This is a genomic window from Kitasatospora sp. NPDC004614, assembly GCF_042873675.1.
Classification (GTDB): domain Bacteria; phylum Actinomycetota; class Actinomycetes; order Streptomycetales; family Streptomycetaceae; genus Kitasatospora.
In genome coordinates, this window is sequence record NZ_JBIALR010000023.1 from 61,981 (window position 1) to 75,728 (window position 13,748).

At 73.5% G+C, this 13,748-nt stretch carries 13 protein-coding genes; 12 read left to right on the plus strand and 1 reads right to left on the minus strand.

The features are described from left to right. Positions 1 to 14 precede the first annotated feature (14 nt). On the plus strand, positions 15 to 521 hold the full coding sequence (locus ACFYST_RS32105) for a hypothetical protein (RefSeq protein WP_387867491.1): 507 nt from the start codon (positions 15 to 17) through the stop codon (positions 519 to 521). A 651-nt stretch (positions 522 to 1,172) separates the two neighbouring features. On the opposite strand, the gene ACFYST_RS32110 is transcribed toward ACFYST_RS32105, so the two are convergent. Continuing rightward, the gene (locus ACFYST_RS32110) at positions 1,173 to 1,646 is read right to left on the minus strand and encodes a DIP1984 family protein (protein WP_387648526.1); all 474 of its coding nucleotides are present in this window, start codon (positions 1,644 to 1,646) and stop codon (positions 1,173 to 1,175) included. 40 nt (positions 1,647 to 1,686) lie between these two features. Here ACFYST_RS32110 and ACFYST_RS32115 point away from each other — a divergent pair, with 40 nt between their 5' ends. The 11 genes from ACFYST_RS32115 to ACFYST_RS32165 all read left to right on the plus strand — a co-directional run bounded on the left by ACFYST_RS32115 (position 1,687) and on the right by ACFYST_RS32165 (position 13,628). After that, entirely contained in the window at positions 1,687 to 1,899 is a 213-nt protein-coding gene (locus ACFYST_RS32115; protein WP_387867493.1) for a hypothetical protein, read from the plus strand. 81 nt (positions 1,900 to 1,980) lie between these two features. After that, positions 1,981 to 3,114, plus strand: a complete 1,134-nt coding sequence (locus tag ACFYST_RS32120) for a glycosyltransferase family 4 protein (protein WP_387648532.1) — start codon at positions 1,981 to 1,983, stop codon at positions 3,112 to 3,114. Positions 3,115 to 3,373: 259 nt separating this feature from the next. Continuing rightward, entirely contained in the window at positions 3,374 to 5,248 is a 1,875-nt protein-coding gene (locus tag ACFYST_RS32125; RefSeq protein ID WP_387867496.1) for an AAA family ATPase, read from the plus strand. Beyond that, positions 5,245 to 6,330 carry a glycosyltransferase gene (locus ACFYST_RS32130; RefSeq protein WP_387867499.1) on the plus strand — a complete coding sequence of 362 codons (1,086 nt, stop codon included), beginning with the start codon at positions 5,245 to 5,247 and terminating at the stop codon, positions 6,328 to 6,330. The genes ACFYST_RS32125 and ACFYST_RS32130 overlap by 4 nt, the downstream gene beginning before the upstream one ends. 22 nt (positions 6,331 to 6,352) lie before the next feature. Beyond that, positions 6,353 to 7,387, plus strand: coding sequence for a GNAT family N-acetyltransferase (locus ACFYST_RS32135; RefSeq protein WP_387867502.1), 1,035 nt, complete (start codon positions 6,353 to 6,355; stop codon positions 7,385 to 7,387). Further along, a complete protein-coding gene (locus ACFYST_RS32140; protein WP_387867505.1) occupies positions 7,387 to 8,904 on the plus strand; it encodes a hypothetical protein in 1,518 nt (505 codons plus the stop codon). Before ACFYST_RS32135 ends, ACFYST_RS32140 begins: the two co-directional genes overlap by 1 nt. Continuing rightward, positions 8,901 to 10,103, plus strand: a complete 1,203-nt coding sequence (locus ACFYST_RS32145; RefSeq protein ID WP_387867507.1) for a DegT/DnrJ/EryC1/StrS family aminotransferase — start codon at positions 8,901 to 8,903, stop codon at positions 10,101 to 10,103. The genes ACFYST_RS32140 and ACFYST_RS32145 overlap by 4 nt, the downstream gene beginning before the upstream one ends. Before the next feature lie 172 nt (positions 10,104 to 10,275). Beyond that, positions 10,276 to 10,728, plus strand: coding sequence for a large conductance mechanosensitive channel protein MscL (gene mscL / locus ACFYST_RS32150; RefSeq protein WP_387648548.1), 453 nt, complete (start codon positions 10,276 to 10,278; stop codon positions 10,726 to 10,728). A gap of 198 nt (positions 10,729 to 10,926) precedes the next feature. Beyond that, a complete protein-coding gene (locus ACFYST_RS32155; protein ID WP_387867508.1) occupies positions 10,927 to 11,697 on the plus strand; it encodes a hypothetical protein in 771 nt (256 codons plus the stop codon). Positions 11,698 to 11,863: 166 nt separating this feature from the next. Then, positions 11,864 to 12,508 carry a DUF6643 family protein gene (locus ACFYST_RS32160; RefSeq protein WP_387648553.1) on the plus strand — a complete coding sequence of 215 codons (645 nt, stop codon included), beginning with the start codon at positions 11,864 to 11,866 and terminating at the stop codon, positions 12,506 to 12,508. A gap of 208 nt (positions 12,509 to 12,716) precedes the next feature. Continuing rightward, positions 12,717 to 13,628 carry an MOSC domain-containing protein gene (locus tag ACFYST_RS32165; protein ID WP_387648556.1) on the plus strand — a complete coding sequence of 304 codons (912 nt, stop codon included), beginning with the start codon at positions 12,717 to 12,719 and terminating at the stop codon, positions 13,626 to 13,628. The last annotated feature ends 120 nt before the right edge of the window (positions 13,629 to 13,748 follow it).

Consider the following 13,748-nt stretch of genomic DNA (forward strand, 5'->3'; position numbering starts at 1 on the left):
TCGAGGAGTCCCCCGTGAATCAGTCCGTCATTCGTACTGCCGCCGTGACGCTACTCGCCATGGGCCTGGCTGCATGCGGCACCACTCACGGGGGCTCTCCCATCTCTCCTCCGCCCGCCGCAGACGCCGAGGGACAAATCATGTCTGTGACCGGAGACGGATTCACGCTCTGCGGCATCTCCAACACCGCCACCCCGGCCGGCCGTCACTATCGGGTAGACGTCTGCGGCGACACGGCGAAGGCCTACGCGGCGCTCGAGCAGCGCTTCCCGGGGTTGACCGATGTTCACACGTATCAGCCCGACGAGGGAGGAAAGCACACTCCGCAGCAACTCGTCACCCGGTACTGGGTGAATCGCACCACTGGTGACGGCTTCACCATCACCTCGACTCGGATCACCTCTGATGGCACAATCGCGGTCGGTGTCGACGGTGACCTCGACAAGGCCCGGTCTGTCCTGAACAAGCAGTTCCCGAACTGGACGACCGTCCACGCGGAAGCGTCATCCAATCCGCTTTAGTACTGCAACAGGGCCCACCGCAGCGGGTGTTGGCCACAGCGTCAATGGCTGAGGCCTCTCACGGCAGGCACCACTGCGGTACCGGCGCCGGCAAACATGCTCGAACAGCTGCGGGCCGTGAGGCACGTGGGATGACCGGGTGGCATCGCCACGGGGTCGGCGAACTCGGCCTCCGGTGCGGGCGCAGCGCGACCAGCTCGGACGCCTGGCCGTGACACACCAGTTCAGCATGCAGGTCACAGCCGAGACGCTGGGCGCCACGGGCGCGCGGATCGGCGCTCATGTGCAGAACGCGCGGCTCAACCGTACTGAGACCTCGGAGCGGCAGGGCTCGATCGGCCAACTGCGCTTTCCCGCACTGCCGGTTGGTCCACCGTCACGTTCGCAAGAAGGAGCGAGGGCCGTGCCACGGTGCGGCACGGCCCTCGTTCTGGGTGTGGGGCGCCCCGTTCCCGCCCTCGTCGTGGATCTGCACGGTGGTGGTGAGCTGTTCGGTGTGCTCTGTCACTTGTGCGCGTTGCTGAGCTGCGGTGTTGGTGAGGAATCGAACCCCTGCGCTGCTCTTCGCGCGCCAGGGCCGGATGAACCGCCGGCCGCGGTGTGTGCACGCCTCCACGACTACCTGCTTCCCACACCCGGTCTGTGGGGAGGTCAGTCCTCGATCAGGTCGATCTCCCAGTTGGTGCGCTGGATCAAGGTGTCCACCTCGCGGATCTCCTTGGCCAGCAGGTCTGCCTGGGCGCGGAGTTCGGCGACCGGGAGGGCGGACAGGATCCGGAGTTCGGACCGCAGCTGCCGGACGGCTCCGCGCTGGTCGCGGCCGGAGGCGGCGTCGGCGGCGGAGGTGAGGACCGAGTGGCGCAGGCGCAGGACGTCGCGGCGGGCGAGGGCGTCGGTGAGGGTGCCGCCGCCTTCGACGATCACGGTGGCGTTGGTGCGGTTGATCCGGCGGATCAGCAGCTCCAGTTCGTCCAGCACCTCTGCGGCCTGGGCCAGGATCTCGGCGGCGTTCTCGGCCGGCTCCTCGCCCTCCTGGTAGCGGGCGCTGCCGACGACTCGGGCCCGCAACTGCTCCACCTGCCGCACCGCAGCCGCGCGCTGTGCGAGCGCTTCAGCCAGTTTCACCGCACCATCACCTCTACGTACGAATAATCGTCCGGTAAGTATGCACACCAGCACGACGGCGCAGCTCGCGGGGGGCTCACACAGACCGGCCGTCGGCGAGCTCGCGCAGCGCCGGAAGGTTGCCGGCGAGGAACTCGTCCACCGGAGCGCCGCCGCGTGGAGGCGCGAGCACGGCACCCCGGAACAGGCCGGCCGCCTGCTCGGCCTCGCCCTGACCGGCATGCTCACCACCGCCCCGCCAGCGGCCAGCTGACCGGTTTCGCGGACGCGGGCACGGCTGGGCTGGGATGCTGAGCGGCGGTCAGGGGGTGGCCTTGGCGAGGGGGTTGCTGCGGTGCGCGTGGTGTACGTGATCGACAGTGTGAGCCGGGTGGGTGGCGCCGAGCAGGGCCTGGCGGCGATGGCCCCGTTGCTGGTGCGGGCGGGCGTGGAGTTGCAGGTGGCGTTCCTGAAGGAGTCGCCGGGCGGGTTCCAGGCCGAGCTGCGGGCGGCGGGCGCCGAACCGGTGCCGGTGCTGCGCGGCTCGCGTCCGGCCCGACTGGCCGCGCTGCGCGCCGAGTTCCGCCGCCGCCGGCCGGACCTGGTGCACACCACGCTGTACGAGTCGGACGTGCTGGGCCGCCCGGCGGCGCTCGCGGCGCGGGTGCCGGTGGTCTCCAGCCTGGTGAACTCGGCGTACGGGCCGGAGCATCTGCGGGCCCGCGGTCTGAGCCCGTGGAAGGTGCGGGCCGCGCAGGGCGTGGACGCGCTGACCGCGCAGGGCGTGCGCCGCTTCCACGCGCTGACCGACCACGTCGCGGACGCGATGGCGGCCCGTCTGCTGGTGCCGCGTCGCCGGATCGACGTGGTGCCGCGCGGCCGCGACCCGCTGCTGCTCGGCTCGGTGACGCCGCAGCGGCGGGCGGCGGTGCGGGCGGAGTTGGGGCTGGACGAGGAGGTGCCGGTGGTGCTGGCGGCGGCCCGGCAGCAGTACCAGAAGGGCCTGGACGTACTGCTCTCCGCCTGGCCCGCGGTGCGCGCGGCACGCGCGGACGCGGTGCTGCTGCTGGCCGGCAGCCGGGGTGCCGAGACGGCCCGGCTGGAGGAGCTGGCCGCCCGGACGTCGGGGGTGCGGTTCCTGGGGCCGCGGGACGACGTGTTCGACCTGATGGCCGCGGCGGACGCGTGCGCGGTGCCCTCGCGCTGGGAGGGGCTGGGCAGCGCGGCGATGGAGGCGATGGGCGTCGGGGTGCCGCTGGTGTGCGCGGACGTCCCGGCGCTGCGCGAGACGGTCGGCTCGGAGGACTACGCGCTGCTGGTGCCCCCGCAGCGGCCCGGCGAGCTGGCGGCCGCGCTGCTGCGGACGCTGGACGGGCGCGGCGAGGCGCTGGTGCGGGCGAAGGCGGCCCGGGCGCGTTTCCTGACCAGGTTCACGCTCCAGCAGGTCTCCGCCCGGATGGTCGAGTTCTACGAACGCGCACTGACCTGACGCGGGGCGGACGGTTCGCTCCCCCACCAACCCTTCACCGGATCTGACGATTCGTCACCTCGGCTGCGGGCGTCCGGAATACGTCCACAGCTTGGCACCGGAATCGCCAAAGTGCTTGCGCCGCAGGTCCGGGCCGGGAAGCATCGTTCGCCAGGGGATGTGGTCTGGGGGGACCGTCCAACTGTGCGCGGCCGCAGCCGCATGGACCGCCCGTCGGGCGGGGGCGCGGGCGTCGGGACGAGGCGAGGGGAACCAACCGGTGGAACCGGCAAATCTGTTCACCGTTCTGCGGCGGTACTGGCGGCTGCTGGCCGGCTGTACGGTCGCCGCGCTGATCGTGGGATTCGTGCTGACGCCGACCGGTGACACGGTGGACAACGGCAAGTGGCAGTGCAAGGTGGCGATAACTCCCGTCGCGGGCGCGGCGGACACCGTCCGGGCCGACCAGGTGCTGTCGTACGCGCAGGGCTCGGCGGTGACCACGGCGGCGGCGCAGAAGCTGCACATCACGGACGTCGCGGGCCTGTCGGCGCGCCGTACGGTGGCGGCCGCGTCCACCCAGATGCTGGTGTTCACCACCACCGGCCCGACCCAGCAGTCCTGCGCGGACCTGGCGGCGGCGCTGTCGGAGGCCACCATCACCGGCTACGGCCAGGAGTCGAAGAAGAGCGCCGACGAGTCGATCAAGCGGCTGCGCGCCCAGGCCGACGCCCAGCAGCAGCAACTCGACGATCTGCAGAAGCAGTTCAGCCGTGCGAATGCGACCGATCAGGCCAAGCTTCAGCCGCAGCTGTCCACCGCGACGGCGGCGCTGACCAAGACCCTGGGCGCGATCGCCGACCTGCAGAACTACAGCCAGACCGACGCGATCCAGCAGTGGGGGTCGATCGACGCGAAGGAGCTTGGCGGCAACCTGCTGACCTCGCCGACCCGCAGCGTCCGCCTCGTCCTGGCGGTGGTGCTGGGCCTGGCGCTCGGCGTGGTGGCGGCGCTGATGCTGTCCCGGATGGACACCCGGCTGCGCACCCGCGACGGCGTCGAGGAGGCGTTCAACCTGCCGGTGATCGGCGAGATCCCCCGGCTGTCGCGGCGCCTGCGCCGGCTGCGCGAGCCGCTGGTGACGGCCCGCCCGGAGGATCCGGCGACCGAGGCGTACCGCTCGCTGCGCTCTACCCTGCTGCTGACCGGCCCGCGTGAACTGTCGGTGCAGCTCGGCCAGGGCGGTCTGGACCCGGACGACCGGCGGGCCCGGCAGGCCACCGGCCCGGCGCCGGTGGTGCTGGTGATGTCGGGGCGCTCCGGGGACGGGCGGACCACCACGGTGGCCAATCTGGCGGCGACGCTCGCCGAGACCGGACGCCAAGTCCTGGTGCTGGACTGCGACTTCCGCCAGCCGGGCCTGCGCGGCCAGTTCGGGGTGGACGAGGGCCCCGGCATGGCCGAGCTGCTGTCGGGTGAGCAGCTGCCGAACCTGGTGGACCTGATCCGCCGCACCAACGTGTCGGGCGTGGCGCTGATCACCGGCGGCAACACCACCGCGTACCCGGCGGCGCTGGTGCTGCGCGCCGGGGAGGTGCTGAAACTGGCCCGCCGGCACGCGGACGTGGTGCTGATCGACTCCTCGCCGCTGCTGCACGCCAACGACGCCTACGACCTGGTGCAGCACGCGGACACCGTGCTGGTGACGGTGATGGCGGGCAACGTCCGCCCGGAGGAGGCGGACCGGGTCTCCGAGCTGCTGGCCCGCACCGGCGTGCCGGTGGCGGGCGTGGCACTGCTGGGCGCCGAGGGCACCACGGGACGGCGCAAGCGCACTCCGCGGCCGGGCCGGCCCGCCACGAAGGCCGCGCCCGCGGAAAAGACCGCCGGGAAGGCCACTGGGAAGGCCGCAGCAAAGACCGCCCCGCCCGTCCCCGAGCAGCAGCGCCGCGTCGAGCCGCCGCCCCGGGTGGAGCCGCAGCGCCGCGCGGGCGAGCACCAGCGGCCCGCCGACCCGCGTCCGGGCGCGCCGGTGTACGGCGAGGGCCCGGACCGCCGGGACGGCGCGACGAGTTGGGGCCGCCGGCCGGCCGAACTGCCGCCGGAGGAGCCGGCGGAGACCACCCTGCAGCTACGCCTGGGCGAGGAGCGGTGACGGGGCGGCCGGCCCGGGTGCTCTGGCTGGCCAAGGGCCTGGGCCGGGGCGGCGCGGAGCAGCTGCTGGTCAACTGCGCGCGCCACGCGGACCGTTCGCGCTACGCGATCGAGGTGGCGTACGTGCTGCCGCACAAGGACGCGCTGGTGCCCGCGCTGGCGGCGGCCGGCCTCCCGGTGCACTGCCTGGGCGCGGCGCCGGCCCGGCGCTGGCCGCTGCGGCTGCGGGCGCTGCTCGCGGAGCGCCGGTACGACCTGGTGCACACCCACATGCCGGTGCCGGCGGTCGCGGCCCGGCTGCTGCCGGGCCGTCGGAAGCTCGTCCACACCGAGCACAACCTGTGGGAGCGCTACCGGCTGCCGACCCGCTGGGCGAACGCGCTCACGTACGGGCGCAACGACGCGGTGATCGCCGTCTCGCACGCGGTGGCGGCGGGCATCGAGCGCCGACGCCCGGGCGACTGGCTGACGGTGGTGCACCACGGCCCGGACCTCGGCGACGCCCCGTCGGGCCCGGCCGCCCGCCGCGCGGCCCGGGCCGAACTCGGCCTGCCCGAGGACGCGTTGGTGATCGGCACGGTCGGCAACCTGACGGCGAAGAAGGACCAGGCCACACTGCTGGCCGCGTTCGCCCTGCTGCGCCGCGAGCACCCGAACTCCCGGCTGGTGCTGGTCGGTTCGGGACCGCTGGAGGCGCAGCTGCGCGAACGGGCGGGCGAGGGCGTGCTGTTCGCGGGCTCCCGGGGGGACGTACCGGCGCTGCTGCCGGGCTTGGACGTGTTCTGCCTGAGCTCGCGGCAGGAGGGCCTGCCGGTGGCGCTGATGGAGGCGATGACCAGCGGTCTGCCGTCGGTGGTGACCAGGGTCGGCGGCATGCCGGAGGTGCTGGACGACGGCGTCGAGGGCCGCCTGGTGCCGCCCGGCGACCCGGCCGAACTGGTTACTGCTTTAAAGGAGTTGGCGGCCGATCCGGGGCTGCGGGCGCGAATGGGCGCAGCCGCCCGGGAGCGGTCGAAGTCCTTCGACGTGGCGGGCGCGCAGCGGGCGATCGAGCGGGTCTACGCACGGGTGCTGGCCCGCTGAGTCCGGAGGGGACGAGCACGACGTGAGCGGTGAACTGACGTACCGCGGGCTGGAGTCGGCGGATGTGCCGATGGTCCTGGAGCTGCTGACGGCTTCGCTGGCGGGCGGGCCGACGGGGCGGCGCAGCGCCGAGTTCTTCGACTGGAAGCACCGGGCGAACCCGTTCGGGTCGAGTCCGGGGCTGGTGGCCGTCGCACCGGACGGGCGGATCGTGGGCGTGCGGCTGTTCCTGCGCTGGTCGTGGCTGAGTGCGCAGGGACGCGAGGTGGCGGCGGTGCGGCCGGTGGACACCGCGACCCATCCGGACTTCCAGAAGCGCGGGATCTTCCGCCGGCTGACCATGGAGCTGCTCGAACAGGTCGCCGGTGAAGCCGAGTTGGTGTTCAACACGCCGAACGCCAACAGCCTGCCGGGCTACCTGCGGATGGGCTGGCGGGAGCTGGGCCGGGTGCCGGTGGCGCTGCAGGTGGCCCGGCCGCTGTCGTTCGCCCGGGGCGCGCGGGCGGCGCTGGCCCGCCGCCCGGGCCCGTCGGGGCCGCCGCGCTGCGAACTGCCCGCCGCCGCCGACTGGTTCGCGTTCCCGGACCCGCGGCTGCCGGAGCTGCTGGCGGAGCGGGAGCTGGCGGACGCCGCCGAGCCGCGGCTGCGCACGGCGCGCACCGCCCGGTACCTGGCCTGGCGGTACGGGGCCGCGCCGGGCCTGGACTACCGGGTGGTGACGGTGGAACGCGGAGGCGAGCTGGTCGGGCTGGCGTTCGGCCGGCCCCGGCGGCGCGGCCCGCTGGCCGAGTTCACCCTCGCCGAGCTGATCGTCCGCCCCGGCGACCGGGCGGCGGCCGCCGGACTGCTGCGCGCCGCCGCCGCGTCCGGCTGCGACCACGCGGCGACCCACCTGGCGCCGGGCACCGAGGCGGCGGAGGCGGGCCTGCGGGCGGGCTGCCTGACGGCGCCGCGCACCGGCATGGTGCTGGCCGCCCGCACCCCGACCGGGCCGCTGCCCGCCGAACGCACCCTCGCCGACTGGCGGTTCAGCCTCGGCGACCTGGAGGTCTTCTGATGCCCGCGCCGCCCCCCGTCGGCCCTCCCCGGCCGCTCCTCCGGCTGCGCGACGCGGTGCGCCGCGGCCGGCTCACGGCGCTCGCCTGGGCGCTGGTGATGGGCTACGTGACGGTGTTCGTGCTGGCGATGGTGCACACCACGTACGACACCTGGGGGGCGCTGCTGGTCGCGCCGGCGCTGATGGCGATCGGCACCCCGATCCTGGCCCGGATCGCGGCGAACAATCCCGAACGCGGCGTCTTCAAGCTGCTGATCATCGCGATGGGCGCCAAGCTGGCCTGCGCGTTCCCGCGCTACCTGATGGCGTTCGTGCTGTACGGCGGCGCGGCGGACGCCAAGATGTACGACCAGAAGGGCTCGGACCTCGCCCAGTACCTGACCACCACCGACCTGCTCGGCGGGCTGCACTACGACCTGGGCATGAAGGTCGCGGGCACCGGCTTCGTCATCATCGTCACCGGGGTGGTCTACGCGATCACCGGCCCGACCCTGGTCGGCGGGTTCCTGGTGTTCTCCTGGCTGGGCTTCTGGGGGCTGCTGTTCTTCTGGCGGGCGTTGCAGATCGCCTTCCCGGAGGCCGATTCGCGGCGCTACGCGAAGCTGGTGTTCTTCCTGCCCTCGCTGCTGTTCTGGCCGTCCAGCATCGGCAAGGACGCCTGGATGATGTTCTGCCTGGGCCTGACCACGTACGGCGTGGCCCGGCTGCTGGACCGCCGCTTCGGCGCGTTCGCGTGCATCGCGCTGGGCTCGCTTGGCACCGCGATGGTCCGCCCGCACGTCACGGTGCTGGCGGGCGCCGGGCTCACCGTCGCGTACGTGCTGCGCAAGCGGCCGCAGCAGGTGTCCGCGCTGGGGCCGCTGCGCACGGTGCTGACGGTGGCGGTGCTGGGCGTCGGCGTGATGCTGATGCTGCAACAGGTGTCGACGTTCTTCGGCACCAGCGGCACCGGCGGGGACGCCGTCAACCAGGTGCTGTCGGAGACCTCGCGGCGCACCTCGCAGGGCTCCTCGGTGATCAACGCCGCGACGGCGGAGGACCCGGCGCCCGCGTTCAGCCTGAACCCGGCGCGGCTGCCGATGTCGGTGATCAGCGTGCTGTTCCGGCCGTTCCCGTTCGAGGCGTCGAACATCCAGAACCTGATCCAGTCGGTGGAGTGCTTCGCGCTGCTGGTGATGTTCGTCCGGGCCTGGCCGCAACTCGCCCGGATCCCGAAGCTGTTCGTCCAGCGCTCGTACGTCGCCTTCGCGGTGGTGTACACCCTGCTGTTCTGCTGGGCGTTCTCCACCATCAACAACATGGGCATCCTGTCCCGCGAGCGGGTGCAGGTGCTGCCGCTGGTCCTGGTGCTGCTGGCGATCCCCCGGCCGGCCGGCTCCGGCCGGGTGGCGCGCCGCCGCCGCCCGCCGGTGTGGCGGGTGCAGCCAGGCCAGTGGGGCGGCGGCCCCGGGCCCGAACCTCCGGTCGCCGTCGGCGCACCGGACCCGTACCGAACCCAGGGGGGATCGACCACATGACCACCGACCAACTGCGCCCCGCCGTCCTCGACGGCGCCCCGGCCTTCCCCGACGGCCTGCCGCTGACCCGCGTCCGGGTGCCCGACCGCGAACGGCTGCTCGGCAAGCTCGCCGAGGTGCTCGACTCGGGGATGCTCACCAACGGGCCCACCGTCCGCCAACTGGAGGAGCAGGTGGCCGAGTTGCTCGGCGTACCGCACGTGGTGGCGGTGTCGAACTGCACGGCCGGCCTGATGCTGGTCCTGCAGGCCGCCGGGGTCGGCGGCCACCGCCCGGTACTGATGCCCGGCTTCACCTTCTCCGCCACCGCGCACGCCGCGCACTGGGCGGGCGGCACCCCGCTGTTCGCCGAGGCCCGCGAGCAGGACATCACCCTCGACCCGGCGGACGCCGAGGCCCGGCTGAAGGCCGCCGACGCGCCCGCCGCAATGATGGCCACCCACGTGTACGGGACGCCCTGCCAGACCGAGGAACTGCAACGGATCGCCGACACGGCCGGCGTCCCGCTGGTGTACGACGCCGCGCACGGCCTCGGCTCGGCCCGGCGCGGCGTGCCGGTCGGCAACTTCGGCCTGGCCGAGGTGTTCTCGATGAGCCCGACCAAGGTCGCGGTGGCCGGCGAGGGCGGCCTGGTCGCCACCCGCGACGCGGCACTCGCCGCCACCCTGCGCACCGCCCGCGACTACGGCAACCCCGGCGACTACGACACCCTGTTCCCCGGACTGAACGCCCGGATGAGCGAACTGCACGCCGCCGTCGGCCTGACCTGGCTGGCCGGCCTGCCCGCCCGGGTCGCCCACCGCGGCACGCTGGTCGCCGAGTTCGCCCGCGCCACCGCCGGCCTGCCCGGCCTGCGCCTCGCCCTGCCGGAGGACGGCGACACCTCCACCTTCAAGGACCTCACGCTGATCCTCGACTCCGGTGCGTTCGGTTTGAACAGCCGTGAGCTGGCCGCCGCGCTGAAGGCCGAGGGCATCGACACCCGCCGCTACTTCCACCCGCCCGTCCACCGGCAGCGCGCCTACGCCCACCTCGGCCAGGCGGAGGAACTGCCGCGCACCGACCGGCTCGCCGACTCGGTGCTGACCGTCCCGCTGTGGTCGCACATGAGCGCCGCCACCGTCCGCCGGGTCGCCGACGCGGTGGTGCGGGTGCAGCCCTTCGCACCGGAGGTCCGGGCGGCACTGGGCGGCGTCTGAGCTCCGCCGTGCGGCGTCGGCGCATCGCCGTGCGGCGTCCGCGCATCGCCGTGCGGCGTCCGCGCATCGCCGGGCAACACCTGAGCGGGTCTCGCAAGCCGGTTCGGCGGATTCGTCGGATCAGGTGAACTCGGTTGGACCGCCCGGAGGTTGGCCCGCCAGGATGGCAGGCATGTTCAAGGGATTCCGCAGCTTCCTGCTGCGCGGCAACGTGGTCGACCTCGCGGTCGGCATCGTCATCGGCGCCGCGTTCACCGCCGTCGTCACCGGTTTCGTCGCAGCCTTCCTGACCCCGCTGGTCGGTGTCGCCTCCGGCGCGGTCGGCGACTTCAGCAAGGAGGCGTTCACCGTCGCCGACGTCACCTTCCCGTACGGCGCCTTCCTCCAGGCAATGATCAGCTTCGTGCTGGTCGCCGCCGTCATCTACTTCGCCGTCGTGCTGCCCGTCGCCAAGCTCCAGAACCGGTTCAACCCGGTCAAGGACGCCCCGGTGGCCAAGGCCGACTGCCCCGAGTGCCTCAGCACCGTCCCGGCCGCCGCCACCCGCTGCGCGCACTGCACCAGCGAACTGACCGGCCGCCCGGGCTTCCCCGTCCAGGCCACCGCCGCGAAGGTCGCCCGCTGAGCCACGCACGACCCCGCACAACCCCGCACGCCCCCGCACCACCCGGCCCGGACGGCACACCCGCCGCCCGGGCCGAAGCCTGTCCGGAACCCGCCGCCCCGCCTCCTCGCCGTTTGACTGCCCCGGCCCGGTGCCGATAGTGATCCCCGTCGTCCCCGTGGCAGTCGGGGGCGTCAACCACCGTACGGGGAGGGCTCGATGGGCACACTCGGCTGGCTGCTCGTGATCGCGGCGGTGGCGGCCGCGGCCGTGCTGTGGCGCTGGCTCCAGTACCCGGGCGCGTGGCGCTACGCGTTCGAGGCGCGGTACGCCGACCACCGGCGTGATCTCGGCACCCACCGCAGCCATCTCTGCGCGGTCCGGCGCGCCTCCCGCCGCACCGTCTCCACCGCCCGCGACGGCGCCGCCCGGGCCGCCGCCGCGCACCGTTCCCGGGTCGTCGCGGCCCAGGCCGAGGTCGACCGGCTGCGCGACCCCGGCCGCGGCACCGAGGGCGAAACGCTCGGCTCGCTGCGCCTGTTCGAGCACAAGCTGGTGCTGACCACCAACGGCCGCGCAGCCGATCACGCGCTCGACGCCGTCCTGCTGCACGCCGACCACACGGCCGGCGCCAGCCATCTCCACCTGGTGCTCCCCGACGGCGCCCAACGCGAACTGCCGTTCGCACACAGCGAGTTCGCCGAGGAGAAGATCCGCGCCTTCGTCATCGCCGCACGCGACGGCGTGGCCCGCGCGAAGACCGCCCGGCTGGAACGCGAGGCGCAACTTCCCGCCGCCGAGGCCGCCCTGACCGAGGTCCGCGCCGACACCGCCGAGGTGGACCGGGCCCGCGAGCGGCTGGACGAGATCCGCGCCGAGCAGGACGCCGACCCCGCCATCGCCGAAGCCGAACAGGCATTCGAAGCTGCCTGCGGCCGCTGGCAGAAGCTCACCGGCACCCGACCCCTCCGCCCCCGCGCCGCCCGATGAGATCGCGCACGGACCATACGTCTGGGATGGCCGAAATGAGCCGAACCCGTTCGCCCGACTAGCTCCGGTATTGTCCGATTTCGGCTCGCGAAGAGTCCGTAAACATGTGAACTCCGGGCCCTCCCGCTCTCCTCAGCAGGCATGTTGTGGGCTTACGGTAGGCCCCATGACCTCGCCCCGCTCCTACGACGGAGTCGGCTACCCCTCTCCGTCCTTCTCCTCCTCCTCCGGCACGCCCATCTACGACAGCCTGGTCGCAGAGCGTGGCATCCCGCAGATCGCACCCATCAACGTGCCCCCGGCCAACGCGGCCCCCACCTGGTCCACCGCCTACGGCGCCGGCTTCACCGGCGGGCTCGGCAGCGGCTTCGACTCCCCCGCGTCGAACCTGCCCGCTCTGCCCCCGGCCCGCCTCGCCCTCGGCCCCGGCCCGAGCAGCAGCCCGGTGCCCGCCCCGCACATCCCGGTGCAGCCCGGGTACGCGGCCGCGCCCGTGCCGCCGCAGCCGTTCATGCCCAGCCAGCGCCCGGCCGCCCCGGCCTACCCGCAGCCGGCCCCGGCGAACACCTTCGCCACCGCGCCGCAGAGCTTCGCCCCCCAGCAGCAGTTCGGCGGCCAGGCCCAGCAGTTCGGCGGCGGCCAGCAGTTCGCCCCCTCGCAGTTCGGCAGCCAGCAGCAGTTCGGCGCCCAGCCGGTCGCCCAGCAGCAGAGCTTCGGCGACCAGTCGTTCGGCGGCAACACCCTGCGCCCGGCCCAGCCCAACCCGCCGCAGCAGTACCCCCAGTACCGCCAGTACCCCCAGGCAGGCTGACGGGCAACACCCCTCCCCACAGGGGCAAGGTCTCATAGCAAGTAGTTCTTACTGAATCCCCGCGCCCTCGAGGGCCGGACGAATCGCACTCGTTCCCCGCGTCCCGTCAAGGGCGCGGGGAACTGCGCGAAGGGGGACGGGAACGCCGGTCAGGTCCGTCCACCGACCGGCCCTCGCTCCCCGGACGGCCTCTGGCAGGATGGGCCGCATGCCAACCCTCGCGTCCCTCCACGTGTACCCCGTCAAGTCCATGTACCGCCTCAGCCCGTCCTCCGCCGAGGTGCAGCCGTGGGGCCTGGCCGGTGACCGTCGCTGGATGCTCGTGGACGCGGAGGGCGTCGCCCTCACCCAGCGCGACGAGCCGTCGATCGGCCAGTTCCGCCCCGTCCCGTCCGCTGATGGCACGTCACTCACCCTGACCGCCCCGGACGGTGACGCCCACACTCTCCTCGCGCCGTCCCTCAGCACTGGTGCCCCCGAGGCGACCGTCGAGGTCTTCGGCACCCGTTTCTCCGCCGCCACCGCCGCGAAGGAGACGTCCGCCTGGCTGGCCGAGCACCTGCCCGCGAAGCTCGGCGAGGTGCGGCTGGTGCACCTGGACCGCCCGGAGGTGTCCCGTCCGATCAACCCGAAGTACGCGGGGCCGGACGAGACGGTGTCGATGGCGGACGGCTACCCGCTGCTGCTGACCACCAGCGCCTCGCTGGCCGAGCTGAACGCCCGGATCGCCGAGGACCACCCGGGCGACGAGCGGAAGGGCGCGGCGCTGCCGATGGAACGGTTCCGGCCGAACCTGGTGGTGTCCGGCACCGAGCCGTGGGCGGAGGACGGCTGGCGCCGGGTCCGGGTCGGCGGCCTGGAGTTCCGGGTGGCGAAGCCGTGCGCCCGCTGCGTGGTGACCACCACCGACCAGGAGTCGGGTGAGCGTCGCGGCCCGGAGCCGCTGCGCGCGCTGGGCCGGCACCACCGGTTCGGCCAGAAGCTGGTGTTCGGCCAGAACCTGATCCCGGTCCGCCCCACCCCCGCCGCAGAGACCGCGGAGGTGCTGGGAACGCTGACGGTCGGCGACGAGGTGGAGGTCCTGGAGGCGGTGGAGGCCCCGCTGCCGGACCGCCGCTGACGGGCACCCGGAACCACCCCCCGGCTCATTCGTTGAACCGGGCGACGGCCCGGTCGGCCTCTCGCGCTACGGTGGGGGTGATCGCGCAGCGTCTCGCACGCACTCGACGAAGGCGGGGAT

Bases quoted from the DNA above. Each gene is read 5' to 3' on its own strand.
- ACFYST_RS32140 (WP_387867505.1), top strand. From the start codon at position 7,387: ATGCCCGCGCCGCCCCCCGTCGGCCCTCCCCGGCCGCTCCTCCGGCTG.
- ACFYST_RS32145 (WP_387867507.1), top strand. From the start codon at position 8,901: ATGACCACCGACCAACTGCGCCCCGCCGTCCTCGACGGCGCCCCGGCC.
- mscL (WP_387648548.1), top strand. From the start codon at position 10,276: ATGTTCAAGGGATTCCGCAGCTTCCTGCTGCGCGGCAACGTGGTCGAC.
- ACFYST_RS32155 (WP_387867508.1), top strand. From the start codon at position 10,927: ATGGGCACACTCGGCTGGCTGCTCGTGATCGCGGCGGTGGCGGCCGCG.
- ACFYST_RS32115 (WP_387867493.1), top strand. From the start codon at position 1,687: ATGCACACCAGCACGACGGCGCAGCTCGCGGGGGGCTCACACAGACCG.
- ACFYST_RS32160 (WP_387648553.1), top strand. From the start codon at position 11,864: ATGACCTCGCCCCGCTCCTACGACGGAGTCGGCTACCCCTCTCCGTCC.
- ACFYST_RS32165 (WP_387648556.1), top strand. From the start codon at position 12,717: ATGCCAACCCTCGCGTCCCTCCACGTGTACCCCGTCAAGTCCATGTAC.